Origin of the sequence: Bathymodiolus japonicus methanotrophic gill symbiont (assembly GCF_019721995.1) — a bacterium.
Lineage (GTDB): Bacteria > Pseudomonadota > Gammaproteobacteria > Methylococcales > Methylomonadaceae > Methyloprofundus.
Map to the genome: position 1 here is coordinate 79342 of NZ_BLYC01000011.1, position 24207 is coordinate 103548.

38 protein-coding genes, 1 tRNA gene and 4 pseudogenes are annotated in these 24207 nt (G+C 44.1%); 6 read left to right on the forward strand and 37 right to left on the reverse strand.

Going from position 1 to position 24207, the window contains the following annotated elements; genetic code table 11:
• Window positions 1-72: 72 nt before the first annotated feature.
• The 6 genes from K6984_RS15510 to K6984_RS15530 form a co-directional block, all read right to left on the reverse strand.
• Window positions 73-900: a DUF3037 domain-containing protein gene (locus K6984_RS15510; RefSeq protein WP_221896345.1), complete on the reverse strand. Its 828-nt coding sequence runs from the start codon at window positions 898-900 to the stop codon at window positions 73-75.
• A 217-nt stretch (window positions 901-1117) separates the two neighbouring features.
• Window positions 1118-1246: a hypothetical protein gene (locus tag K6984_RS33790; protein ID WP_263458596.1), complete on the reverse strand. Its 129-nt coding sequence runs from the start codon at window positions 1244-1246 to the stop codon at window positions 1118-1120.
• The gene (locus K6984_RS15515; RefSeq protein WP_221896346.1) at window positions 1195-1491 is read right to left on the reverse strand and encodes a hypothetical protein; all 297 of its coding nucleotides are present in this window, start codon (window positions 1489-1491) and stop codon (window positions 1195-1197) included. The genes K6984_RS33790 and K6984_RS15515 overlap by 52 nt, the downstream gene beginning before the upstream one ends.
• Before the next feature lie 182 nt (window positions 1492-1673).
• The gene (locus K6984_RS15520; RefSeq protein WP_221896347.1) at window positions 1674-2210 is read right to left on the reverse strand and encodes a site-specific integrase; all 537 of its coding nucleotides are present in this window, start codon (window positions 2208-2210) and stop codon (window positions 1674-1676) included.
• Between the two features lie 327 nt (window positions 2211-2537).
• The gene (locus K6984_RS15525; protein ID WP_221896348.1) at window positions 2538-2771 is read right to left on the reverse strand and encodes a hypothetical protein; all 234 of its coding nucleotides are present in this window, start codon (window positions 2769-2771) and stop codon (window positions 2538-2540) included.
• Window positions 2772-2894: 123 nt separating this feature from the next.
• Window positions 2895-2970: transfer RNA gene (locus K6984_RS15530), tRNA-Lys, on the reverse strand.
• 173 nt (window positions 2971-3143) lie between these two features.
• Between K6984_RS15530 and K6984_RS15535 the strand changes: the two genes are divergently transcribed.
• Complete coding sequence (locus K6984_RS15535; RefSeq protein ID WP_221896349.1) at window positions 3144-3446, forward strand: DUF2189 domain-containing protein; 303 nt, start codon at window positions 3144-3146, stop codon at window positions 3444-3446.
• On the opposite strand, the gene K6984_RS15540 is transcribed toward K6984_RS15535, so the two are convergent.
• The 13 genes and pseudogenes from K6984_RS15540 to ggt all read right to left on the reverse strand — a co-directional run bounded on the left by K6984_RS15540 (window position 3443) and on the right by ggt (window position 13134).
• Entirely contained in the window at window positions 3443-4363 is a 921-nt protein-coding gene (locus K6984_RS15540) for a transposase (protein WP_221896350.1), read from the reverse strand. The genes K6984_RS15535 and K6984_RS15540 overlap by 4 nt on opposite strands.
• Window positions 4364-4546: 183 nt before the next feature.
• A complete protein-coding gene (locus tag K6984_RS33795; protein ID WP_263458769.1) occupies window positions 4547-4672 on the reverse strand; it encodes a hypothetical protein in 126 nt (41 codons plus the stop codon).
• On the reverse strand, window positions 4611-5090 hold the full coding sequence (locus K6984_RS15545) for a hypothetical protein (RefSeq protein ID WP_221896351.1): 480 nt from the start codon (window positions 5088-5090) through the stop codon (window positions 4611-4613). Before K6984_RS15545 ends, K6984_RS33795 begins: the two co-directional genes overlap by 62 nt.
• Window positions 5091-5131: 41 nt before the next feature.
• Complete coding sequence (locus K6984_RS15550; protein WP_221896352.1) at window positions 5132-5341, reverse strand: hypothetical protein; 210 nt, start codon at window positions 5339-5341, stop codon at window positions 5132-5134.
• 1110 nt (window positions 5342-6451) lie between these two features.
• Window positions 6452-6814 (reverse strand): MEKHLA domain-containing protein, encoded by a 363-nt coding sequence (locus K6984_RS15555; protein WP_221896376.1) that lies wholly within the window; start codon window positions 6812-6814, stop codon window positions 6452-6454.
• A gap of 17 nt (window positions 6815-6831) precedes the next feature.
• Window positions 6832-6963, reverse strand: a complete 132-nt coding sequence (locus tag K6984_RS33800; protein WP_263458770.1) for a hypothetical protein — start codon at window positions 6961-6963, stop codon at window positions 6832-6834.
• Window positions 6964-6990: 27 nt separating this feature from the next.
• Window positions 6991-7119: a hypothetical protein gene (locus K6984_RS33805; RefSeq protein WP_263458596.1), complete on the reverse strand. Its 129-nt coding sequence runs from the start codon at window positions 7117-7119 to the stop codon at window positions 6991-6993.
• A 290-nt stretch (window positions 7120-7409) separates the two neighbouring features.
• A pseudogene (locus K6984_RS15560) lies at window positions 7410-8917 on the reverse strand (L-lactate MFS transporter).
• Window positions 8878-9054 (reverse strand): hypothetical protein, encoded by a 177-nt coding sequence (locus K6984_RS31185; RefSeq protein WP_230988123.1) that lies wholly within the window; start codon window positions 9052-9054, stop codon window positions 8878-8880. The pseudogene K6984_RS15560 and the gene K6984_RS31185 overlap by 40 nt, the downstream one beginning before the upstream one ends.
• A gap of 10 nt (window positions 9055-9064) precedes the next feature.
• Entirely contained in the window at window positions 9065-9781 is a 717-nt protein-coding gene (locus K6984_RS31190; protein ID WP_230988116.1) for a hypothetical protein, read from the reverse strand.
• A gap of 25 nt (window positions 9782-9806) precedes the next feature.
• Window positions 9807-10472 carry a hypothetical protein gene (locus K6984_RS31195; protein ID WP_230988117.1) on the reverse strand — a complete coding sequence of 222 codons (666 nt, stop codon included), beginning with the start codon at window positions 10470-10472 and terminating at the stop codon, window positions 9807-9809.
• A gap of 270 nt (window positions 10473-10742) precedes the next feature.
• Window positions 10743-11429, reverse strand: a complete 687-nt coding sequence (locus K6984_RS15570) for a 4'-phosphopantetheinyl transferase family protein (RefSeq protein WP_221896354.1) — start codon at window positions 11427-11429, stop codon at window positions 10743-10745.
• On the reverse strand, window positions 11422-13134 hold the full coding sequence (ggt, locus tag K6984_RS15575; RefSeq protein ID WP_221896355.1) for a gamma-glutamyltransferase: 1713 nt from the start codon (window positions 13132-13134) through the stop codon (window positions 11422-11424). Before ggt ends, K6984_RS15570 begins: the two co-directional genes overlap by 8 nt.
• Here ggt and K6984_RS15580 point away from each other — a divergent pair.
• Complete coding sequence (locus K6984_RS15580) at window positions 13085-13966, forward strand: HAD-IIA family hydrolase (RefSeq protein WP_230988118.1); 882 nt, start codon at window positions 13085-13087, stop codon at window positions 13964-13966. The two genes, ggt and K6984_RS15580, sit on opposite strands and share 50 nt — an antisense overlap.
• Before the next feature lie 192 nt (window positions 13967-14158).
• Here the strand turns inward: K6984_RS15580 and K6984_RS33810 are convergent, their stop codons facing one another.
• Window positions 14159-14284 (reverse strand): hypothetical protein, encoded by a 126-nt coding sequence (locus K6984_RS33810; protein ID WP_263458771.1) that lies wholly within the window; start codon window positions 14282-14284, stop codon window positions 14159-14161.
• Between the two features lie 120 nt (window positions 14285-14404).
• Window positions 14405-14587 (reverse strand): hypothetical protein, encoded by a 183-nt coding sequence (locus K6984_RS15585; RefSeq protein ID WP_221896356.1) that lies wholly within the window; start codon window positions 14585-14587, stop codon window positions 14405-14407.
• On the opposite strand from K6984_RS15585, the gene K6984_RS15590 reads away from it, so the two are divergent.
• Window positions 14544-14789, forward strand: coding sequence for a hypothetical protein (locus K6984_RS15590; protein WP_221896357.1), 246 nt, complete (start codon window positions 14544-14546; stop codon window positions 14787-14789). The two genes, K6984_RS15585 and K6984_RS15590, sit on opposite strands and share 44 nt — an antisense overlap.
• Window positions 14687-14944, forward strand: coding sequence for a hypothetical protein (locus K6984_RS15595; protein WP_221896358.1), 258 nt, complete (start codon window positions 14687-14689; stop codon window positions 14942-14944). The genes K6984_RS15590 and K6984_RS15595 overlap by 103 nt, the downstream gene beginning before the upstream one ends.
• A 53-nt stretch (window positions 14945-14997) precedes the next feature.
• Here the strand turns inward: K6984_RS15595 and tnpA are convergent.
• The 3 genes and pseudogenes from tnpA to K6984_RS35750 all read right to left on the reverse strand — a co-directional run.
• A pseudogene (gene tnpA / locus K6984_RS15600) lies at window positions 14998-15234 on the reverse strand (IS200/IS605 family transposase); the annotation flags it as partial.
• A gap of 149 nt (window positions 15235-15383) precedes the next feature.
• On the reverse strand, window positions 15384-15512 hold the full coding sequence (locus K6984_RS33815) for a hypothetical protein (protein ID WP_263458596.1): 129 nt from the start codon (window positions 15510-15512) through the stop codon (window positions 15384-15386).
• A 43-nt stretch (window positions 15513-15555) separates the two neighbouring features.
• Window positions 15556-15699 (reverse strand): annotated as a pseudogene (locus K6984_RS35750) (transposase); the annotation flags it as partial.
• Window positions 15700-15825: 126 nt separating this feature from the next.
• On the opposite strand from K6984_RS35750, the gene K6984_RS15605 reads away from it, so the two are divergent.
• Window positions 15826-16470: a WD40/YVTN/BNR-like repeat-containing protein gene (locus K6984_RS15605; protein ID WP_221896359.1), complete on the forward strand. Its 645-nt coding sequence runs from the start codon at window positions 15826-15828 to the stop codon at window positions 16468-16470.
• Window positions 16471-16476: 6 nt separating this feature from the next.
• A complete protein-coding gene (locus K6984_RS15610; RefSeq protein ID WP_221896360.1) occupies window positions 16477-17439 on the forward strand; it encodes a WD40/YVTN/BNR-like repeat-containing protein in 963 nt (320 codons plus the stop codon).
• A gap of 67 nt (window positions 17440-17506) precedes the next feature.
• On the opposite strand, the gene hda is transcribed toward K6984_RS15610, so the two are convergent.
• From hda to K6984_RS35755, 13 genes and pseudogenes are all read right to left on the reverse strand, one after another.
• Entirely contained in the window at window positions 17507-18211 is a 705-nt protein-coding gene (hda, locus tag K6984_RS15615) for a DnaA regulatory inactivator Hda (protein ID WP_221896361.1), read from the reverse strand.
• Window positions 18212-18213: 2 nt separating this feature from the next.
• Window positions 18214-18558, reverse strand: a complete 345-nt coding sequence (locus K6984_RS15620; protein ID WP_221896362.1) for a DUF2069 domain-containing protein — start codon at window positions 18556-18558, stop codon at window positions 18214-18216.
• Complete coding sequence (gene wrbA / locus K6984_RS15625) at window positions 18555-19181, reverse strand: NAD(P)H:quinone oxidoreductase (protein WP_263458774.1); 627 nt, start codon at window positions 19179-19181, stop codon at window positions 18555-18557. The genes K6984_RS15620 and wrbA overlap by 4 nt, the downstream gene beginning before the upstream one ends.
• 275 nt (window positions 19182-19456) lie before the next feature.
• On the reverse strand, window positions 19457-19804 hold the full coding sequence (gene arsC / locus K6984_RS15630; RefSeq protein WP_221896364.1) for an arsenate reductase (glutaredoxin): 348 nt from the start codon (window positions 19802-19804) through the stop codon (window positions 19457-19459).
• Between the two features lie 464 nt (window positions 19805-20268).
• Window positions 20269-20391, reverse strand: coding sequence for a hypothetical protein (locus K6984_RS33820; protein WP_263458772.1), 123 nt, complete (start codon window positions 20389-20391; stop codon window positions 20269-20271).
• A 37-nt stretch (window positions 20392-20428) separates the two neighbouring features.
• The gene (locus K6984_RS15635; protein ID WP_221896365.1) at window positions 20429-21304 is read right to left on the reverse strand and encodes an MATE family efflux transporter; all 876 of its coding nucleotides are present in this window, start codon (window positions 21302-21304) and stop codon (window positions 20429-20431) included.
• A gap of 27 nt (window positions 21305-21331) precedes the next feature.
• Window positions 21332-21460 (reverse strand): hypothetical protein, encoded by a 129-nt coding sequence (locus K6984_RS33825; RefSeq protein ID WP_263458600.1) that lies wholly within the window; start codon window positions 21458-21460, stop codon window positions 21332-21334.
• Window positions 21461-21560: 100 nt separating this feature from the next.
• Window positions 21561-21806 (reverse strand): annotated as a pseudogene (locus K6984_RS33830) (MATE family efflux transporter); the annotation flags it as partial.
• Window positions 21807-22162: 356 nt separating this feature from the next.
• Window positions 22163-22405 (reverse strand): hypothetical protein, encoded by a 243-nt coding sequence (locus K6984_RS15645; RefSeq protein WP_221894839.1) that lies wholly within the window; start codon window positions 22403-22405, stop codon window positions 22163-22165.
• A 20-nt stretch (window positions 22406-22425) separates the two neighbouring features.
• Window positions 22426-22686, reverse strand: a complete 261-nt coding sequence (locus K6984_RS15650) for a hypothetical protein (RefSeq protein ID WP_221896366.1) — start codon at window positions 22684-22686, stop codon at window positions 22426-22428.
• Between the two features lie 149 nt (window positions 22687-22835).
• Entirely contained in the window at window positions 22836-22964 is a 129-nt protein-coding gene (locus K6984_RS33835) for a hypothetical protein (protein WP_263458596.1), read from the reverse strand.
• 468 nt (window positions 22965-23432) lie between these two features.
• Window positions 23433-23567 (reverse strand): hypothetical protein, encoded by a 135-nt coding sequence (locus K6984_RS33840; RefSeq protein ID WP_263458593.1) that lies wholly within the window; start codon window positions 23565-23567, stop codon window positions 23433-23435.
• Window positions 23568-23585: 18 nt separating this feature from the next.
• Entirely contained in the window at window positions 23586-23855 is a 270-nt protein-coding gene (locus tag K6984_RS35755) for a DsbA family protein (protein ID WP_221896367.1), read from the reverse strand.
• Window positions 23856-24207: the final 352 nt, after the last annotated feature.

The following is a 24207-nucleotide window of genomic DNA, read 5'->3' on the forward strand; positions in this document are numbered from 1 at the left end:
TTGGGAAACTTCAGGTTATAAATAGTATGCAGCAGAATAAACCACTGTAGTTTTTACTGTAGTTTTTGAAACTTAAATAGTTGCGAACCTGATAATCTCATCCTGGTTATTTACATCAACCATAACAATATCTTCTGCCTCAATTTGTTGCTTAATGCCACTAAAGGCATTATAGAGCTGTTTTTGATTATGATCTGGAGTGTTGTAGGTTAATAAAATCTGATCCCGAGTAATAAAGCCCAGCTTACTCAGTTGCTGAATTTTACCTAACCAAGAAAGGCCGTGGTCAATCAATTGAGAAGGCTTATTATGCTTAAAGTGAATAGGCTTAATAATGGTTTGCTTAGCGTCTTGACTGACAAAGGGAAACCTTACTTCATATTTATCAGTATCTCCAATTAAACCTTCTTTATATCTACCTCCAAGCGGATACTGATCAAGCAAGTCACGCACCTGTTTTTTCATTTTTTCTTCATAACTTGGCTCATGGAGAAAACTACGGTGTACATAGTGTTCAAACAACTTATCAACAGCGGCTTCTGGATCGCTGCAAAGCAAAGCTCTATTACCACTAAAACGAATAATATCTTCACGGTCCCGAATTAGCTCAGCGTAAAAGTCAATATCCGTTCCAGCCGTGTTACCTATAAAATCTTTAATCCGTTTGATTTCAGCACTGATTACTTTGCTTGATTGGATAAAAACAGGCCTGCATACGGGGTCAAAGAAATGCGTAATCCTTGCATAGTGTTTGCTATCCAGCAATCTAAACTCCAGGCGCTTAGAGGCGGGCACATAAAGCACGATACCGATATTGGCAAATTCTTCAGTTTCAGGATAAGGCTGAAAGCGAATAATACTGTATTTACAAATTTGTTTTTTCATGTCAACTTTAACCAAATATCCCCGTTTGCCTCTTTTTTAAGGCGTTGTAGATGCTTTTCAGGATTAAAACCTTTAGTTTCATTCGCTGAAAATCAGGGAAACGGAGCCTAAGCGAAGTGATGATTTTTAGTCCGCGATAGCCGTAGGGCCGTTATTTTGTCGGAGTCTGAGCGTTAGCGAAGGTGGAGACAAAATAAAAGGCCATCCGACACGGCGTCAAGTCATTTGGAGCCTATGTTCCGACCCCTTGTTGGGTCGGGACGAGGTGACGAGGACGAATCGGGGCCGCCGGAGGCATAAGTGGTCGCGTTAAGTTTTTGCTGCTTGCTTGGGCTGGGATGCCCAAAACAAGCTTTCGCAAAAATAGCGACTCCCCGAATTAGACTCAATCCATTCGCTGAAAATCATGGAAACGTAGCTTAGCGAAGTGGTGATTTTTAGTCCCTGATAGGCGACAGGGCAATTCGCTGATTCGACGTGTGCTAGCAGCACGCGAGAGGAGCAAGAATTGCATTCCGAATAGCCGTCCAGCCAGTGAGGTAGTAATGACGAAGCGGCTTTTGTGCGTAGTCGTTGCGGACGCAGGGCGTTCAGGGCATCTCCCATCCGCTGCGTAGGTGAACGAATTATGGCGACAGGAGTCCCGGAATTTCGTGAGGTAGCATGGCGCGCCTGCTAAGCACACCATTCCTAAAAAACGATTTAGCTATTCATTTTTCCATTTTGTAACCAAGAAAATAACTCTTTGCATTCTCCTCCTATGCCTACACTGGTTAATAATATAGAAACTATAAACTGATTGCCTTATTCATTGTATCGTTAAGCAATTGGCTTTTATGTTCTGTGCATAGATGAGTATAGCGATCAGTACTAGCAAGAGATTTGTGCTCTAGCACTTCAGCTATTTCCTTTAAGGTTTTTCCGTCACGCGCCAAGGTACTTGCTGTATCGTGACGCATATCATGCCATCTGAAATCCTGGATATTTGCCGATTTAAGGCAATTAGCCCACTGCTTTTTATAATCGAATGGCTTATCAGGATTCACGGTCGAAGGGAATAATAAACCGCTACCGACCTCACGATATTTTTTAACTTCCCCCATAATTACATCAGGAATGGGAGTATGTCTTGAAGTACCATTTTTGGTATCTTGCAACAAAGCTAAGCCACGTTCAAAGTCTATATCACTCCAGCATAATTTCTCTAGTTCGCCTTTTCGCATACCAGTGGTTAATACCATTAAGACTTTTAGATAAAACTTACCACCAATAGCTTTAGCTGATTTTAATAGGCGCGGTTTTTCCTCGTCAGATAAATAACGCACTCGCTTATTACTTACTTTAAGAGAGCGAACCCGCTTACAAGGATTTTCATCAATATACTGTTCTGAAATATCACCCTCTTCTTGCTGTAATGTAGCATAGTCTAGAATTGCAGAAATAACAGCTAAATGTTTATTGTATGTGGCTGGGGCTTTGGATTTTTTTACTTTGAGAGTTTTTCGCGGATAAGTTCAGGGGTGATTTCAGATAAGAGAATTTTACCTAATTGATTTTCCCACCATAAAACAAGTCTAACTCGATCATGGTCTTTGCCAGTCCACCAGTGCATGTATTCATCTGCCAAACGACTAAACGTAATAGTGCAAGGCTTAATACCTTCGCTGAAAATCAGGGAAACGGAGCCTAAGCGAAGTGATGATTTTTAGTCCGCGATTGGCTTCATTTTCTTGGAAATCTAAAACAGTTCGACTACCCCATGTTTTGGCATCGGCTTTTCGTCTAAATGTTTTGGTTTTTATACTTTTACCAGATTTGGTAATAATTGTACGATAACGGGTATCGCCACTTTGAAGTGTTACTTTGCGGATATGAAAATTTAGCATCTGTGTTTCCTCTTGAAAGAGAAATAAACTAAACTACTGTAGTTATCACTGTAGTCGTCTGTTTAGTACACAGTTACCAAAACTTAAAATCCTTTCTAAGTCTCTGATTCCATTTAAGATAAATGGTGGGTCCTGAGCGATTCGAACGCTCGACCATCGCATTAAAAGTGCGGTGCTCTACCAACTGAGCTAAGGACCCTTAGAAGAGCCGACTATTATACAAAACATTTTTAAGTTCGCAACCTTTTTTTAAGGTTTTTATGCTTTTTTATCTTTAAGGTAACGCGCAATAAATAAGCTACTGTTTTATTTTTTGTATTTTACGCTACACTCTATAACTCAGCTATTTTATTTTTTTCCTGGAGCTTATTTATGCAGCCAAATAAAAATATAAATTCGGTATCAGGCAGCCTGCAAGAGGGCATAGCTGCGCCCTATGTTTTTACTATGCCGCTGATTATTGAAAAAAACATGGACTTTTGGCAGGCAATGGAAGCCTCGCGTAAGGCAGTGCATCAACACTGGTTTAAGATCTTTTTTGTCTATGCCCTGGTGGGAATTATTTACATTTTAAGCCTGATACCTTTAGGTATCGGATTGATCTGGGCTCTGCCATTTTTTGTTGTGCTACATGGGGTTTTGTATCGCAGGATTTTTGGTATTGATTCTGTTTAAGTCATCAGTCGCTGAAAATCATGGAAACGGAGCTTAGCGAAGTGGTGATTTTTAGTCCCTGATAGGCGACAGGGCAATTTGCTGATTCGACGTGTGCTAGCAGCACGCGAGAGGAGCAAGAATTGCATTCCGAATAGCCGTCCAGCCAGTGAGGTAGTAATGACGAAGCGGCTTTTGTGCGTAGTCGTTGCGGACGCAGGGCGTTCAGGGCATCTCCCATCCGCTGCGTAGGTGAACGAATTATGGCGACAGGAGTCCCGGAATTTCGTGAGGTAGCATGGCGCGCCTGGTTCCCCTATCAATTGAGGCGGTAAAACTAACCTCGCCACAAGAGAGCTCATAAAGCACTGTAAAGACATTCCTGTTATTATTGTGTTTTGAACTGCCCGAATGGTATACGAGCTGATACGAGATATTCTTGCCTGGAAAAATAATGGATTCACAAAACGATCTCGTTTTTGAGCCTGTTGCTGCCTTATCTCCAGAGCCTCGCTATATTTTTTATCCGATGGATGAATCAATTCTGGCTGTTGTGTTTTTGAAATCTCTTCAAACACGCGCATTAAATTATAGCTCATTGCAGTCAGGCGCATTTGATTTTCAAGTGAGCGGGTATTGGAAGACCAAGCTTTAGTTTCCTTGAAATTACTTTTAGTGTTATTGAATGTCTTTTCAATCGTCCATCGCTTGAAATACAGCATGGCAATGGTTCCAGGGTTAATAGTCATTGGCAAGGTTGTCACAAACCGGTGAAGTTTTCCGGTTTCTGGATCACGGTAATCCACCACGTTAAATTTGATGCCCTTGTTTTCGTACACACTGTATGCTTCAACCCCTGTATTGATCTCATGGCGGGAGTCAAAAGGGATAGACTCAACCAGAGTCGCAATTGAATTTTCTTTTAGCATTGAAATCATGTAATTAGCATGTCGTTTCTGCCGATCCCACCAGACAAAGTCGGTGACGGCTTTATCGTAGACATAGAGATGTTTCTGAGAGCTGTTATTTCCCTCGCTTAAAATCAGGGAAACGGAGCCTAAGCGGAGTGATGATTTTTAGTCCCTGGTAGGCGACAGGGCAATTCGCTGATCCGAAGTGCGCTAGTAGCGCGCGAGGGAGGCAAGAATTGCATTCCGAATAGCCGTCCAGCCATTTGAGGTAGTCTTAACGGAGCAGGGTTTTGTGCGTAGTTGAGACGGACGCAGGGCGACCAGGGCATCTTCCATTCGCTGCGTAGGCGAATGAATGTTGGTGACAGGAGTCCCAGAATGTTGTGAGGTAGCATGGCGCGCCTGTGTTTTGCTTTTCAATATGATCTCGTAACACAGGTATTTCTTGATGTCTCTGAGTTCCGTTTGTCACCAGACAAAGAAATCTGAGCAACCCACTTCTGAGATTCAACGCGTAAATCCCCCCGGCCGCATAAACTTTCCCCCGCTGAAAATCCTGGAAACGGAGCTTTAGCGAAGTGAAGATTTTTAGCGGGTGACGAGGACGAATCGGGGCCGCCGGAGGCATAAGTGGTCGCGTTAAGTTTTTGCTGCTTGCTTGGGCTGGGATGCCCAAAACAAGCTTTCGAAAAAATAGCGACTCCCCGATTGCTGTTTTTTTCAGTATGGCAGGCATGATCAATAAAATGTCCATCCGCCGCTTCTATGGTGTATTCGTCAAGTTCCGGGAATGCTTTAACCCATCTTCGTCACTTTCATCTTTCTAAGCCATTGATTCATCGGTTTAAGCGATTTTTTGTCGAAAAATTCTCTCGCTGTCAGCCCCGGACGGGCTGATAGTCTCCAGAAGGCGCAGGGAAATTTGCCAATCCGAAGTGCGCGATAGCGCGCGAGGGAGGCTAAAATTTTATCCCGAATAGCCGTAGAGCCATTTGTGGTAGCCATGACTGAGCTGCTTTGTGCTCAGTCTGTGGCGGACGCAGGGCGGCTGGAGCATCTCCTATTCGCTGCGTAGGTGAACGAATTACGGCGACAGGAGTCCCGGAATTTCGTGAGGTAGCATGGCGCGCCTGTTAAAATCAATGGTGTTTTTTTGAAAGTTTTGTAGTGCCATTTATATTATTTTTGTCGATAAATTCATTGACTTTTGTCAAAAAAATCATCATTATTTGAGTGTAATTTACATGCGACAAAAATACTCTAAAAAATCCAACGTTTTATACAAAAACACAAAATCTGTAGTGCCAACTGGCTACTTTTTAAAATTTCAACCAATTGATTTATAACAACTACATCATCAATAGTGACGAAGATGGGTTACGGTGCCTACAGAGTGTCTATTTGCTGTGATAAGTGATTAAAATCAAAAAGATGGGAATATTCGAGTGGTGCTACATTCAGGTAGGTTATAGGCTGCTTTGTTTAGGTACTTCTTCTTTCAATGGGAACACTGATGGCATATTTAGGGCTGAAAGACTATCTTGAATTTTACAATCACAGACGAATTCATCAGTCCTTGGACTATCGAACGCCAGCGGAGGTTTATTATAAAAAAAACGGTCTATACGTGAGAGTCCCTGCAGGCGGACTCCATGTGGACAAAGCGTGAATTTCCTACGGAACGTGTGGATAAGCTGATGGAAAACGATAAAGCCGTTTCCCACGAACTTACCCACACTAATTCACCCTTTGACCACATTTCACCGCAGTCGGCAAAGAGTAGTATCAAAACGCCTGCGGCGCAATAATAACAAATTATTAATATAAAAAGGGAAGGGCTATCTTAACTATTTAATAAATTGGTCTGGACAATGGGGAGTATTATAATATTCTGTAATTTTGTATCAGCAGATATTAAAGGCACTTTATTAACTGAAGTTTCCCAATAATTATTTATGGTAAAATTGAAACTATGCTACAACTATATGAAAAAGATAGTCTTTTCATTCGTTTCAAATGCTATTGCCTAAGGGGAATTAAGTAGGGGTTTGCTATAAACATGGCAAAACCGCCTAAAATAAACCTCGATACACCAGCATTGTGTATTTCAGCTACTCAATAATTGGGAAACTTCAGTCTAAACAATGCTGCCTGGCCAATCTTCTCATTATTATCATCAAGAATATTCCATACTGTTGCCGCTTTTATAAAAAATCTGCGGCCTGTTTTTGAAATGCGCACGCCTGAATAGTTATCCGCATAGCCTTTTAATAGCACCTCATTCAGCAGTCGCTCCCGTTCCTTGCGGTTTTGGGGTTCTGCGGAGTATTTTGAATGTAGCTGAGTAAATTCATCCCAGTTCATTTCAAATAACTCCAGGCCTTTTTTATTGGCATACTGGAAAACAGGGTCAACTGTTGCGTTATGCGCTAAAAGCACATAAGGAGCTTCATAAATCTGCTTTGCCTGTTCTTCAATACTTAGAGAAGAGTCTGTTAACTCCTCCGCTGAAAATCCTGGAAACGGAGCTTTAGCGAAGTGAAGATTTTTAGTCCGCGATAGCCGTAGGGCCGTTGTTTTGTCGGAGTCTGAGCGTTAGCGAAGGTGGAGACAAAATAAAAGGCCATCCGACACGGCGTCAAGTCATTTGGAGCCTATGTTCCGACCCCTTGTTGGGTCGGGACGAGGTGACGAGGACGAATCGGGGCCGCCGGAGGCATAAGTGGTCGCGTTAAGTTTTTGCTGCTTGCTTGGGCTGGGATGCCCAAAACAAGCTTTCGCAAAAATAGCGACTCCCCGATCCCTTAAACTGCTTTAGGCTTTTTACTATCAAGCATACATAAGCTGCTAGAAAATCATTTGTCTCATCTGGAATGGGGTAGGTATTCAAATAAACTCTCTATGGTTAACAATCGTTTTACAGGAGGGTGGTTATTCTTTAATGATCTTAGAGCATACATAAAATTAATTCCACACAAAAGGAAGCGGGGTCTTTAGCTCCGTTTGTACCATACGGGGCTAAAGACCCCGCGTCCTAGTCATCGAAATTATCCAGGTATTTTTTCTATACAAATTAATTAAACAAGGTCAGTGCTTTTTGCAAGGTCGACCAGATACCCCATGCAAGGGGTACGCTGACATAAAGCCAGAACAATAATAAAAGCAGTAGATCAGCAACGCTGTGTGTTCTTGAGTTTTTCATGGTAGCTCCTATTGTTATTTCTTCCCGGTTAATGTCTGTTCGGATTCGTTAGCATCAGAGCGTGGAAAAATACCATCTATTTCATCAAGATCCTCTTGCTTAATATGATGTTTTTCATGCACAGGCCGGATCAATGCATTGCAGATAAAGCCTAAACTTAAAAGCCCTGCCATAATATACATGGTCACGCTATAGGCATCGGCCTTTGCAACGCCTTGCTCAATCTGGAATTCACGTATGTAATTGATTAGAACAGGACCAAGCACTCCAGCTGTAGCCCATGCTGTGAGTAATCGACCGTGTATGCCACCTACATATTTAGTGCCGAATATATCGGCTAGATAGGCGGGGATAGTGGAAAATACGCCTCCGTACATGCTTAAGATGAGTGCATATAAGAGGATAAATAATCCCATATTGCCTGAAGCGCCTATAGTTGGAACTGATGAATACAATGCTATACCAAAGACAAAGAAGATAAAGTAGGTGTTTTTACGGCCTATAAAATCTGATGCAGAAGACCAGAAGAATCGTCCCCCCATATTAAACAGGCTTAAGAGCCCAACAAACCCGGCCGCTGCGGCTGCACTTATCGTGCCTTTAAATATTTCCTGAATCATCACCGAGGCTTGCCCTAGCACTCCTATACCGGCGGTTACATTTAAACACAACACTAACCAAAGCAAATAAAATTGTGGTGTTTTCAAGACTTGATCAATGTGCACATGATGTTGACTGATCATGTCATTTTGCACGATAGGTGGTTTCCAGCCTTTCGGTTGCCAGTTTTCAGGAGGGGTACGGATGGTAAAAGAGCCAATCAGCATCGACAGAAAATACACACAGCCCATGATGATAAAGGTTTCCATAACGCCCACCGAGCTTGCTGACTGGAAGTGCTCCATCAACAAAATCGATAGCGGCGCACCTATCATAGCGCCACCACCAAAGCCCATAATTGCCATACCTGTTGCCATTCCACGCCGATTGGGGAACCATTTGATCAAGGTTGAAACCGGTGAAACATAGCCTAGCCCAAGACCAACCCCGCCTATTACTCCATAACCTAAGTAAACAATCCAGATTTGGTGCAGGTAAACGCCTAATGCAGCCACTAAAAACCCACCACCAAAACAGCAAGCAGCAACAAACATAGTCAGCCTGGGACCTACTTTTTCTAGCCACTTACCGCCGAAAGCGGCAGATAGACCTAAAAATACAATGGCCAGGCTAAATATCCAGCCTAAAGAGGTTAATTTCCAGTCATCCGGAGCAGATTCAGTAATACCGATGATGCGCGTTAATGGGCTGTTAAACACACTGAAAGCGTATGCCTGCCCTATGCATAGATGAACAGCCAGTGCAGCTGGGGGAACCATCCATCTATTATAATTAGGCTTGGCAACGGCACGTTGCCTGGAAAAGAAACCGGACATTTGAACTCCTGATTGATCGGGTGCTTAAAAAAATTATCTATAAACTCGATGTTCAAGTTTTTCCATCCCATTGCCATCAAACTCTTACCTTCACCCAGCAGAACAATACTTTAATGATGGTGTTGGCTCTAAGCGCCCTAAATCTCTGCCAATCATATGTTTTCCTGATGGCATCAGTTGAAACACATCCTTTATTAATTCACCTAACTCTTTCAGCTTATCACCAGGATCTGGAAACTCTAGCAATGACGTGATGAACTCAAGCAGTACATCCATTTGAGACTTGCGCTGTAAGCTTCCTACGGTATACGCAGGTAGTTTGCTTTCAATGCGGGCTATTTGCTCTGGGTGAAGGAGAAGGCAATGGTCAAACAAAAGACTCAGAATCAGGCCACGGCTTGATCCCTCTTCATCTAATTGTTTGGCCTCACGCCCCCATCCTTCATAAAGCTTCCAGTCCTCAAAGAAAACCTCAATCAGCCATCTCAACGTATAGGCTTGAATAATATCTTGTGTGCGCCAAGTCAGGTCTGTCGCCACTAAATAGCGATAGTCGTTTTCACCGTCATATTTTAAGGCAATGACAAAGCGTTTTTTACTGTGAGAACTCACCTTCAATCGTGCACTGCTGACAGTCACTTTAATCTCTTTGCCGCCACGTACACGTATTATCTGATCAATGCCTTTGTTAATCGAATTAAAGTAGCTCTCGACTGACCTTATTCTACCTCTATATTCAATATTTTGGTTTTTACGTAATTGGCTAATCACCTGCGAGCCTCCAGATTCTTTAGCTGCTTCGTCCATAAAGGCTTTTTCACCATACAGCGCATCAAGCCAGTACGCCTTTAATTTTAATCAGGCTATGCGCAACTTTAAACTCTTTTAATAAGCCTAATGCAATCTCTGTTTTGGTCGGGTAGGCACTGTCACGTTCAGGCTTAATAGGCCGATATTTTTTTGCTATACCGCTCTTTTTCAACCGTTTATCTTCTTTATCCCACTGTTTTAAGGCTGGATCCGGCATATAAAAGAAAAAACCGACAGGCACTGTAATGGATGAGGTAACTAGCAGCAATAATACTATCGTTTGTCCATTAACATACCCGCCGGAGCCTTTGTGTTTCTGCTTGTAACCCTTATAAATACGTTTTGTAGACTTAGATCGTGCTCGGTCTGATTCATCAAAGGCCAACACACCTTCAGTAATGCCATAACGTTTTAAAATTAAGACCACACTCTCCCGTAGCAACCAGTCCCAGGGTATACTTGCTTTACGAAACACCCAGGATAATGCGGCTACTTTGCAATCTCCAAGGCTTGCTCGCTCAAACTTAGCCCAGCAAACAGAGTTCATTAGCAGTATGCCCGTTAAACAAGTGCCCAACCAAGCCGCTTGAATCCGTGTCAAAGCGGCTCCGGGTTTTAGCTGATTGAGCGCATCATTTAAATCGTCAATATAGCTTTGGATAAAGGTGGCTGGGGCATTCATTAACATGGGCTTACACCGATAAAATTACAACAACCTCAGAATACCTGATTTTACCTTCTCAATATCAAAAACTTGAACATCGAGTATAAAAGATTGTATACGAAATAATTTCGACATCTAGCAGCGTAGTCTTTAGCGGTGATAAAAATATCCAATGTAAATGTAGGCTGGGTAGAGGTACGAAAACCAGCAACTAAAAATGCTGGGATTACGCAAGCTTCACCCCCTGCCTACGCCCCGCACTTTGTTCCAATTTAGTTGTAGATTTATTTGTCATCAGGGAATTGGTATTTTGTGCAATACTGCGTCTTTCCGATCACACACCACCGCACCAAATTCATTTTCAGCTAGATCCAGAACATAAATCTGCCATCGCTTAGCTAAGCCACCGGATTCAGGTACACGCAAAAACGAGCTTAGCTTATCGGGATTTATCACGCATTTATTTAAGCCTAGGGTAATGCCTTTACCAACTGCCTTCACAAAGGCTTCTTTTTTAACCCAGAACTGATAGAAAGCGCGACTTCGGTCGGCAGTATCCAGGCTATACCAATAAGCTGATTCCTCAGGTGCAAAGCATTTCTTTACCAGGCCTTCCCAGGTATTACGTGTTTTGTAACATTCCACATCGATTCCTAGCTGGCACTGGTAGCTGATTGCAATAGCCATAATATCGCCTGAGTGAGACATATTAAAGCTTAGTTCAGGATAATCGGGTAAAAAAGGCTTGCCGAAGTCGGTTCTTGCTATGCGTATGTTTGCTGCTGACTGATGCAGAAACTCGGCTAATAATTGCCTGAGAATTCCATGGCTAACAATATAGCGTGTCTTAAATTCAGGAAGACTAAAACGCTCAGCGGTTGCTAATTCATCTTTATCCAGCACCGCCTGATAGCCTGATAGCCTGAATGTATAACTTAATACCGAAGCAGTGTAGTAAACTTTAATCTCAGGTTTATTCATTAATTCGCTGTACACTGGCTAAACCTTCGCCTCGGTGATCGCTGGCAGCGGACAAGCTGTCAGTTGCTTTATTCAGTTGCACCGCCTGCATATTGCCATAATTATAATATTGCTTTAGTTGGTGACCCAGGGCTTGCAGGCCATTTATTTCCTCGCTAGTTAAACCAGCTTTTTCATATAAAATCTGATCAGGGATATATTGATGATGAAAGCGTTTTACCTTCACCCACGACTCTGGTGAATATCCCGCAGCAAAGTCCAGAGTAGCTAATAACACCATGGAAATAATGCGGCTGCCACCGGGTGTGCCTAATACAGCAATACGTTCACTATCTTCTAGAAAAGTAGGTGTCATGCTGGATAACATGCGTTTTTCCGGGGCAATAGCATTGGCATCACCGCCAACTAAGCCGTAACCATTGCCACTATCTTTCGCACTGACGAAATCATCCATTTCATTATTCAGTACTACCCCGGTGCCTTCTGCAACTAGCCCTGCACCAAAGGGAAAGTTTATGCTTAATGTAGCGGCTACGCGGTTGCCTTCATTATCTATAATAGAAAAGTGCGTGGTATTACGCCCGCCCTGCTTAGCTTGAGTGTGTCCGGTTAAATATTCACTGGGTAAAGCCTGGTCGGTACGCAAGGTCGTGGCTAGGCCATAAGCATATTGTTTGTTAATCAAACGTTCAACTGGCACATCGATAAAATCGGCATCGCCTAAATATAAAGCACGGTCATGATAAGCATGGCGCATTGCTTCAACTATCATGTGTTTTCGCGTGATGCTATCCATCGTTGCCAAGTCAACTGTTTCCAGAATATTCAGCGCTTCCAGCAAAACGATACCGCCTGATGAAGGTAGAGCAGCACTGGTGACTTTAATGCCCTGATAACTCCCTGTGACTGGAGTCCGCTCGACAATCTGATAATGATGTAAGTCGTCTAGTGTCCAGATTCCGCCACCCTGCTGTACTGCTATCACTAATTTATCAGCAATAAGCCCTGCATAAAAACCCGCCTTGCCTTGAGCCGCAATGATTTTCAAGGTCTTCACCAGGTCTGTTTGCCTGAGTATGCTGCCCTTTTCCGGTACTCGACCCTTATCTAAGAAAATAGCAGCCGTTTCAGGGTGTTGATTTAGAACAGCGCTACGCATGCCTAATAGCTTCTGATGTCTGGTGTCAATTTTAAAACCTTGCTCTGCATAGCGTATGGCTGGCTGCAGGCTTGTTGCCAAAGGTAGCTTGCCATACTTTTCAGATAGATGTACAAGCCCTGCAGGCATGCCGGGAATTCCAGCCGCTAGAGCGCCATTTAACGAGAGTTGTTTTTTTGCCTCGCCAGATGCATCAAGAAACATATCTTTATGTGCCGCTAGAGGTGCTTTTTCGCGGCCATCAATCATAATATCCAGCTCATCGCTTTCCCGGTGTAATAACCAGAATCCACCGCCACCCAGCCCTGAGCCAGACGGCTCCACGACGGCCAGGGCTGCACTCACCGCGACAGCGGCATCAAATACATTGCCGCCCTGGTGTAAAATTTCAAAACCTGCCTGTGTTGCCAGAGGGTGTGCTGATGCTATTGCAGCCTGGCGTGGTTGTTTTATACTACAGCCTGTTATACTGAACAGCACTAATAACAGGCAGCTAATGCCTGCATTTTTTATTCGTTTATTTTGCTTCCAAAAAGAACTTAACATGACTGCACCTTTCACAAATATACACGCGCTAATAATCGATATGGATGGCGTATTATGGCATGGAGAACAAGCTATTGCCGGATTAAACGATTTCTTTCAGGTAATACGCGAGAAGCAAATCCCGTTTGTACTGGCGACCAATAATGCCAGCCTTACCAATCAGCAATATATCAAAAAACTGGCGCGCATGGGGGTTAGTATTGAAGCTAAGGAAATCTTGACCTCGGGCATGGCAACCGCTCTGTACCTAGCGCAGCATAATGATCCGGCTAAAACGCGGGTGTTTGTTTTAGGTGAGGATGGTGCAATCCAGCCACTAGAGGAACAGGGTTTTATTCTAACTGAGCTATTCGAGTTAAATACCGAGGATACGCCAGGGCTGGGGGCAGATATTGTTGTCTGTGGTAAAGACGAGTCGATAAGCTGGGACAAACTATCTACCGCAACATTAAATTTACGCGCAGGTGCAGAGTTTATTGCCACTAATGGCGATACTACATTGCCAACTGAGCTAGGGCTAATACAGGGTAACGGCGCAATTTTAGCAGCTTTACAAGCGGCAACCGATTGTACGCCCAAAGTGATAGGCAAGCCGGAGCCGATTATTTATCAGCAGGCATTGGCAGTATTAAACAGCAGTGCGGAAAACACCATAGCTATTGGTGATCGTCTGGATACTGATATTTTAGGAGCAGTGCGCACGGGTATGCGCAGTTTGATGGTGTTAACCGGGGCTTCAACAGAGGAAGATATAGAGCAGATTGATTATGCGCCGACCTGGATTATGGATGATCTGCGTGCAGTCACCGAGGCTTTGCGGAATATGGAATAGTCTCGCTTTTCTAAACAGTAGCCGATATGTCGCTTGCCCAATACGGGAAAATGGAAATACAGTTCTAGGGGATGATGGCTCAGTAGGTTCTTTAATTCACAGGATGAATCCGCGTATGAAAAAAACATCAAGTACAGCGCTATTAGTAAAACTAAGCCTATTCATTGCTTCTTTGACTCTTAGCTCAAACCTTTACGCCATACAGGCGCGCCATGCTACCTCACGAAATTCCGAGACTCCTGTCGCCGTAATTCGTTCACCTACGCAGCGAATAGGAGATGCTCCAGCCGCCCTGCGTCCGCCACAGACTGAGCACAAAGCAGCTCAGTCATGGCTACCACAAATGGCTCTACGGCTATTCGGGATAAAATTTTAGCCTCCCTCGCGCGCTATCGCGCACTTCGGATTGGCAAATTTCCCTGCGCCTTCTGGAGACTATCAGCCCGTCCGGGGCTGACAGCGGAAGACGCAAGGTATTGGCAAAGAATTGGGCCTGAGGGTGGTGAAACAGACGCGCCATGCTACCTCACGAAATTCCGGGACTCCTGTCGCCATAATTCGTTCACCTACGCAGCGGATGGGAGATGCCCTGAACGCCCTGCGTCCGCAACGACTACGCACAAAAGCCGCTTCGTCATTACTACCTCACTGGCTGGACGGCTATTCGGAATGCAATTCTTGCTCCTCTCGCGTGCTGCTAGCACACGTCGAATCAGCGAATTGCCCTGTCGCCTATCAGGGACTAAAAATCACCACTTCGCTAAGCTCCGTTTCCATGATTTTCAGCGGCAGCAACAGGCCCAAAAACGAGATCGTTTTGTGAATCCATTATTTTTCCAGGCAAGAATATCTCGTATCAGCTCGTATACCATTCGGGCAGTTCAAAACGCAATAATAACAGGAATGTCTTTACAGTGCTTTATGAGCTCTCTTGTGGCGAGGTTAGTTTCACGGCCTCAATTGATAGGGGAGCACTGATGCTATGGAGTGTCTTATTCAGGAGGAAACTTCAGTTCCCAATATTTTAGTGGTTATTTATTTTCTTGGAACTTTACATACTTTCTTATCATTTCTGCATCCATACCTACGGTATCAACACAGTAACCAGCCGACCAAAAATGATTCCCCCAATACTTCTTTGTTCGCAAGCTCCGGAATTTCTGGAAAGCTTGAATTGCAGTTTTTCCTTTTACTCTTCCAACTAAATCTGATACTGAAACCTTGGGGGGTATTTTTACAAGTAAGTGGACATGATTAGTTTGTACATTCGCTGAAAATCAGGGAAACGGAGCCTAAGCGAAGTGATGATTTTTAGTCCGCGATAGCCGTAGGGCCGTTATTTTGTCGGAGTCTGAGCGTTAGCGAAGGTGGAGACAAAATAAAAGGCCATCCGACACGGCGTCAAGTCATTTGGAGCCTATGTTCCGACCCCTTGTTGGGTCGGGACGAGGTGACGAGGACGAATCGGGGCCGCCGGAGGCATAAGTGGTCGCGTTAAGTTTTTGCTGCTTGCTTGGGCTGGGATGCCCAAAACAAGCTTTCGCAAAAATAGCGACTCCCCGATAATTCGATAACTTCACATCCAGCTCTCTCTCTCTCTGTATGAGCATAAATGCTTTGATAAACATACTTACCAAGAGCCCTTTTAAAATTTGATAACGATATTTTGGTACAAAAACAATATGGTACTGGCAAAACCAGACGACATGTGATAATTTTTGAAATCTGCTCATTTGTTTCTCCTAGTTAAATTGCGGGAACAACTTAACTACTTGATACTCTTGAGCAGATCTTTACGCAAAGCTTTTTTTACCCCCGCCCACAGGGCGCGGTTATCTAAGTTGTAATATAAGGGTGGCTTGAGCATTGTTGCAGATGATAATGCAAAGCTGTACGCCACGTTTAGCGGCAGCGCGATGGTTAGTTTTAATCGTGGGGAAAGTTGGGCGCTTGTTGGTCAGGTCACAGAAAAATTCGTTAGTTATATTATCAGCAGAATCCATATAGACCCAGCAGTCCCGCAGATTTTATACGCCAATCTGACTGTTGAAAAAATCGAAGATCAAGCTATGTATGCAAATCGTATTGCTAAATCTTATGACGCAGGAGAGACATGGCAATTGATTGATGTGTCGCCTAATATCACGGGCTCCGAAATTACAATTCATGCAGAGAATACGCAAAAATTATTAATGATAGCCGGGCAGGGGCAAGGCGTTTTACGCAGTGAGGATGGCGGTAAAACCTGGGTACTAAGCAATACAGGCATCAATCTAATTGGCAATCAATTAAGCATTGCTGATAATGGCGTGATGTATCTGGTAAGTGATTATAATCATTACTATAAAAGTATTGATGCAGGGCAGTCTTGGCAAACTTTTACCACACAAGAGCCGGTTAGTGGAGTTTGCAATAACTTTCTGCTTAACCCTGTGCAGAATAGCGAAATTATTTGTCAGAGCTATGAAGGTTTATATTTAAGCAAAGATGTCGGCAAACACTGAGTAGTATTGTCTGTTGCCAGAAATGCGCAAGTAGCCTATGCACAAGATGGCACGATTTATACGCTTATCGCAGGGGATATAGCCAGAACTGTAGATGCAGGGCAGAGCTGGAAGAGTATAAGCCGCATTGCGCAAGTGTTAGAGTCGCCTAGAATTCCATTCAATAAGCGCCATATCACGCCTAAATCTCCTACATTTCAGGGCTTAATCCCTGTAGTAGACCCAGACTATCGTTTCCAGCAGTTACCTGTGTTTGACCCCGTTGATGCAAATTCCTTATATGCATTCGCCTCAGGAGGCATCTTTAAATCAAGCGACCGAGGTGACAGTTGGCAAGTATTTTTTGAACCAAAAACGGCTGCGTTTGGGGAATGGAAGTTACTGATTAACTCGGTTAATCCGGATACGCTGCTTTTTTTCAGAGGATTGAGCCGTATTTTGTTATCAACAGATGGTGGTGAAAACTGGCAACCTACGCTTGAGCAATTGCTAACAGATGATTATGCAGCGGCCCCGCAAATGGTGTTTGATCCCAATAATAGTGGCGGCTTATTTGCGGTGAAAGCAGACAGTGGCGAGGTTTATCATAGTACTGACAGTGGCAGCACCTGGAGCAGGATTAATACAGGCCTGGAAAATGAAAATAATATAGCGTTTCATACCACTACCAGCAGCATATATGCCTCTACCAGCTCTGGTGTTTTTACACTCGCGGAGAAAACTGATTTTTCAGTTACATCAGATTGTTTATTTCAGTGGGCAGAAAAGCAATATCCAGACCTATTTACTCTAGGCTCAAGCAACTCTCAACAATGGGGTGGTTATACCTATCGTTACTATGCAAAGTCGAATACCTATCTGGGTTTTTTCTATGAACAGGAAGTGCATATAAGAAGTGCGGATTTATCTAGCCGGATTGAAGTTGTCGGCGCTGTAGATTATTACCAGGAATTGGCGGGGTGTGAGTGATGTAGCTGGTAGAAGGTGCTTAAAGCATTGATGTTTCAATTGAGGCTAGATCAACATCTCAGCTGTTTTACAGCTCGGTATCTTCAGCCAGAATCTGCTTTAAAAAAGGCACGGTCAATTTACGCTTGGCAACCAATGTCGCTTGTTCCAGTTTTGGTAACAGGCTCCATAATTCCGGCAGGTCACGCGCATAATGTTTACGTAGAAAATCACCAACCTGTGGCGATATTTCAAAGCCTCGGTTCTTCGCTTTAAAGGTGAGTGCTGATATCTGTTCAGTATCTGAAAGTTCTTGTAGTTTTAGAGTTAAGCCCCAGTTCATACGGGTTTTTAAATCTGCCAAATCTATTGGCAGGTAGTTCGGTGGACAATCTGCCGAAACAATCAGCTTGTGATTATTTTCCCGATGTCGATTATAGAAATTAAATAAAGCAAGTTCCCATATTTTATTTCCTGCACACACTTCAATATTATCTATACAAATAAGATCAAAAGTTTCCAGGCCGCTAAGAATTTCGGGAGTAGGTGGCTGGTTTTTATCTAAGGGCAGAAAGAAAGCACTTAGATTGCGTTGATGGGCGCGCAGGCAACAGGCCTGTAATAGATGTGATTTACCCGAACCTTGTTTACCCCAGAGATAGAGTTGCTGCTCGCCTTGTCCACTCGCAGTATCTGTTAGCTGTTGAATGACTTGCTGATGACTTGCGGTGTAAAAACTGGCAAAGGATTGTTCCGCCTGGAGATCAAATTGTACCGGGATTTGCTCCGCCATTATTACTGGTTTCTTGCCGCATAACGTACAAAAAGAGTGCAACCTAAAAATAGCATCAGGCTGAACAGCACTTCCAGCGAGGGTAATAATCGCTCTGTGCGGGCATAAGCCTCAATGCTGCCATGGATAAAATAAGGCATGCTCAGATAAGCCATCCACGAGCTGCTTTTCAAATTACCTTTTATAAACCCGCGTAATGGTAATAATAAAGGACTCACGGTAAAAATAAGTACCAGGGCAACGGGGAGTTTTTCAGGTGGCGAAATAAGTGTGTTCCAGAGCATAAGCAGGGAAAATAAGCCCACATAACCCGTTAGAGCAAGAGTGTAATAATGACGTGCATTCATGATGTTTTTAATTTTAAAGCAGTATGTGCCAGACGTGCGCCGAGGGCAAAGCAAAGGCTTTTCTCATCTTTGCTTAATGATTGTTGTCCGTGCGAGACATGGCTTGCACCATAGGGCGTGCCACCGGTCTGTGTTTCGCGTAAAGCATGTTCACTACTGGGCAGGCCTAATAGAATCATGCCGTGATGTAATAAGGGTAGCATCATCGAGATTAAGGTTGTTTCCTGGCCACCATGCATGCTTCCTGTCGAGGTAAATACTGCGGCTGGCTTGTTAGTTAGAGCACCTCTAAACCAGACATCGGTCGTATTATCGATAAAGTACTTTAACGGCGCCGCCATATTACCAAAATGCGTCGGGCTACCTAATGCCATACCATCGCATTGTCGCAAATCATCCAGCGTGGCATAAAGGTAACCCGACTCAGGAATCACGTCAGCGCTCTGTTCACAGACGGCTGAGACTATAGGCACGGTACGCAGCATGGCTTCTGCGTCAGAAACGGACTCTATACCCCGGGCAATTTGCTGCGCCATAGTCTTGGTGGTGCCATTAGGGCTGTAATATAAAACAACTGAAGTTTCCCAATTATTGAGTAGCTGAAATACACAATGCTGGTGTATCGAGGTTTATTTTAGGTGGTTTTGCCATGTTTATAGCAAACCCCTACTTAATTCCCCTTAGGCAATAGCATTTGAAACGAATGAAAAGACTATTTTTTTCATATAGTTGTAGCATAGTCTCAATTTTACCATAAATAATTATTGGGAAACTTCAGTAAAACAAGAATATTGACCATTTTTTCTGAAGGGGGGGGGTAGGACGTAGCTTTAGCTCGCCATTATCTAAATAACTGCGGGCTAAAGCCACGCCCTACGAATATTATGTAAATAGAGACTTATAAAATTGCCAAAACGCTTTCTGGTGGACGGCCTACTGCCGCTTTTCCATTTGCCAGCACAATAGGACGCTCAATTAATTTGGGAGAACTCACCATGCCTGCAATCAATGCATCACGGTCCAGATCAGGATTATCCATGCCGGTTGCTTTATACTCAGCTTCTCTTTTGCGCATTAATTCACGCGGCTGCATATCCAGCAAAGTCAAAATAGTATCGAGCTCTTCAGCTGTAGGTGGGGTTTCTAAATATTCAATGATTTCAGCTTGCACGCCATTTTCTTCCAGTAATTGTAGTGTTTGACGTGATTTACTGCATCTTGGATTATGGTAAATTTTTACGCTCATAAGGCCTGCCTAGACTGAAATTGAAAAACGTATAATATCACATGTGCAGAGAATCAATAGGCGCATATATCTGGCAATAATCGTAGGGCGCGGCTTTAGTCCGCCTCTAATAAAGAGATGGGGACTTGTGGGCTCAAGCCACACCCTTCAAGCTGTGCTTTTTTTATGATTTTAAAGAAAGCGACTGAAAGAGCAAGCGCTGATAATATAAAAAGTAAGCCAGCATGATAAGGCTGCGACAAAGCATAAATAAAGTAAGCGCCAGCTACAGCCCTTGATTCCCCAAAGACTGAGAGTAATACCATGCAGGTAAAAAAACTACAAATAGCGAAAATACAATGCAATCGCGCATCTGCCTGGACAAAGTCGCGCCGATAAACACGCCATCCATTAGAAAGCTACTAAACGATATCAGCGGCAAGGCTATAAGCCAGGGTAGATACTCATAGGCAGGGTCACGGACCTCAGTTACAGGCGCGCCATGCTACCTCACGAAATTCCGGGACTCCTGTCGCCGTAATTCGTTCACCTACGCAGCGAATAGGAGATGCTCCAGCCGCCCTGCGTCCGCCACAGACTGAGCACAAAGCAGCTCAGTCATGGCTACCACAAATGGCTCTACGGCTATTCGGGATAAAATTTTAGCCTCCCTCGCGCGCTATCGCGCACTTCGGATTGGCAAATTTCCCTGCGCCTTCTGGAGACTATCAGCCCGTCCGGGGCTGACAGCGAATGAGTTAAGGCATTAATAATATCTTTCCCCGCAAGGCTAAATGTCAGGGTAAAAAATAGCGCTACCATTAAAGACCATAGGCCTGTCGTTTTAAGCGATTGCTGGAACAGGGCTTTGTTTTTAGCGCCTAATGATCGGCCAATCAACGCTTCGGCAGCGTGAGCAAAGCCATCCAGAGCATAAGCCATAAACGTTTGAAAATTCATTAAAACCGCATTGGCAGCTAGAGTAGCACTGCCAAATTTTGCACCTTGCACAGTAAAAAAGCTAAAGGTAAAAATCAGACATAGAGTTCGCACAAACAAGTGGCTATTGATCAGCAGCATAGCTTTAATTTTGTCGTACTGAAACAGCGTTGACCATGACAGGGAGCGAGGGCATTTTGGAAGATTCCGGGTGATTAGAAATATGCCGAGGACTAATCCAGTAAATTCAGCCAATACCGATGCCAGAGCGACACCCTCGGTATTCATGCCGTAATGCATGACAAATAACAGATCTAAGCAGATATTGCATACATTAGTTGTGACGACGATGGCTAAAGGGCTAGTAGTATTTTGTCGACCTAAAAACCAGCCTAAAATGACATACTGACATAAAGTAGCAGGTGCGCTCCAGATACGTAAAAAAAAATACTGCTGCGCCCGCTGAAAATCAGGGAAACGGAGCCTAAGCGAAGTGATGATTTTTAGTCCGCGATAGCCGTAGGGCCGTTGTTTTGTCGGAGTCTGAGCGTTAGCGAAGGTGGAGACAAAATAAAAGGCCATCCGACACGGCGTCAAGTCATTTGGAGCCTATGTTCCGACCCCTTGTTGGGTCGGGACGAGGTGACGAGGACGAATCGGGGCCGCCGGAGGCATAAGTGGTCGCGTTAAGTTTTTGCCGCTTGCTTGGGCTGGGATGCCCAAAACAAGCTTTCGCAAAAATAGCGACTCCCCGCAGGGGCTCAATATTTGCGTGACTATTAATCAGATGAAAGCTAAGCGTAGCGATAGGCTGCTGGCAGGCTAATATAATCAAGGATATGCACAAGGCAAGCATCATAGCCCGTACTAAAATAGCCCGTAACTCTACCGGATCATCAGCGCCAAATGCTTGGGCGCTAAGACCTGACGTGCCCATGCGCAAAAAGCCGAAGCCCCAGAAAAGGAAATTGAATATCAACCCTGCAAGTGCAACGGCACCAAGGTAATTGGCATTATCCAGATGCCCCATCACCGCAGTATCGACCAAGCCTAATAATGGTGTAGAAATATTGGCAATTATCATCGGTAAGGCAAGTTGCCAAACCTGTCGATGATTAAAGCACTGCTTATTCAAAGATCGGACAAGTAGTTGTGAGCATATGTTGAGTTATGACAACTTAAACCATCAGTGTTCCCATTATCTGAAGTTTCCCAATAACTATTTATGGTAAAATTGAAACTATGCTACAACTATATGAAAAAAATAGTCTTTTCATTCGTTTCAAATGCTATTGCCTAAGGGGAATTAAGTAGGGGTTTGCTATAAACATGGCAAAACCACCTAAAATAAACCTCGATACACCAGCATTGTGTATTTCAGCTACTCAATAATTGGGAAACTTCAGCCCATTAAAAGAAGAAGCACCTAAACAAAGCAGCCTATAACCTACCTGAAGGTAGCACCACTCGAACGCTGAAAATCATGGAAACGGAGCTTAGCGAAGTGGTGATTTTTAGTCCCTGATAGGCGACAGGGCAATTCGCTGATTCGACGTGTGCTAGCAGCACGCGAGAGGAGCAAGAATTGCATTCCGAATAGCCGTCCAGCCAGTGAGGTAGTAATGACGAAGCGGCTTTTGTGCGTAGTCGTTGCGGACGCAGGGCGTTCAGGGCATCTCCCATCCGCTGCGTAGTTGAACGAATTATGGCAACAGGAGTCCCGGAATTCCGTGAGGTAGCATGGCGCGCCTGCGTTTATCTTCTTTATCCCACTGCTTTAAGGCTGGATCCGGCATATAAAAGAAAAAACCGACAGGCACTGTAATGGATGAGGTAACTAGCAGCAATAATACTATCGTTTGTCCATTAACATACCCGCCGGAGCCTTTGTGTTTCTGCTTGTAAACCTTATAAATACGTTTTGTAGACTTAGATCGTGCTCGGTCTGATTCATCAAAGGCCAACGCTGAAAATCAGGGAAACGGAGCCTAAGCGAAGTGATGATTTTTAGTCCGCGATAGCCGTAGGGCCGTTATTTTGTCGGAGTCTGAGCGTTAGCGAAGGTGGAGACAAAATAAAAGGCCATCCGACACGGCGTCAAGTCATTTGGAGCCTATGTTCCGACCCCTTGTTGGGTCGGGACGAGGTGACGAGGACGAATCGGGGCCGCCGGAGGCATAAGTGGTCGCGTTAAGTTTTTGCTGCTTGCTTGGGCTGGGATGCCCAAAACAAGCTTTCGCAAAAATAGCGACTCCCCGCTGTCGTCCTTCATTCAGAATATACGTGGGACTTCCCTCTACCCGAAACTCATCTCTTAGCTCAATATCCCGGAACAAGGCAGCCAAAGCCGCACCATTATCTAGCACACGCTCCATTTCAGTGATCGGTAATTGTAAGGTTTTGACAATATCCATCAGCACAGTCCTGCTGCCAATATCTCTGGCATCCTGAAAAAATGCCAGGCGTACCTGCCAGACATATTCTTCAAATAATGTCCTGTGCTGCAGACCTGCATCAGCCTCATTGCTGATCACACCTTCATCGACCAGGCATTGAACCGCTTTGATAAATAAATGGCTGGTTGCTGAGGTTCTTGGCGTATTTATTCTCCACACATCTTGATGCAAACTCAGGTGAGGATAGGCTGTGCAGACCTTATGAGTATGCTTGCCGAATCCTGCATACCCGCCTCTATCTTTCCAGCCCTCACCTACGCTGTCAGCCCCGGACGGGCTGATAGTCTCCAGAAGGCGCAGGGAAATTTGCCAATCCGAAGTGCGCGATAGCGCGCGAGGGAGGCTAAAATTTTATCCCGAATAGCCGTAGAGCCATTTGTGGTAGCCATGACTGAGCTGCTTTGTGCTCAGTCTGTGGCGGACGCAGGGCGGCTGGAGCATCTCCTATTCGCTGCGTAGGTGAACGAATTACGGCGACAGGAGTCCCGGAATTTCGTGAGGTAGCATGGCGCGCCTGTCCTGTGCTCGGTATTGCCAAAGATAGGCATAAAATGATAGCTGATCTCTATATCAGCAGAGTTGTTCTTAATTAACTCATCCAGTCGTACCTGAGCCAGATAAGCCCAGACACATAAGACATCGGTAAAATAATGAATATGTATACTTGATGACGCCATTAGGTAAGATCCTTTAAAGTATGGTTTGTAGGCATACAAACAATTGACCAGAGTACAAAGATACCAGATTGCAGCTTTAAAGAAAGTAGGAAACTAACGATTGATACTAAAAGCACCAGATTAACAATATTCATAAAAAAGCCCTGACCAGGTCGCTCTAGTTAGGGCTTCTATCTAGTTGCAGTAAAGTGTTTTAAGTACCCCGGTAAAATTGCTTTAACCTTTTTTAGAGAATGTTTTGGTAATATAAAATAGCGCGTAGAGTGGACTTTAGTCCGTTTATATATCGATTGCCTACATTAGCGGACTAAAGTCCGCCCTACATTGATTCCTTATTTTAGTTAAATTAATT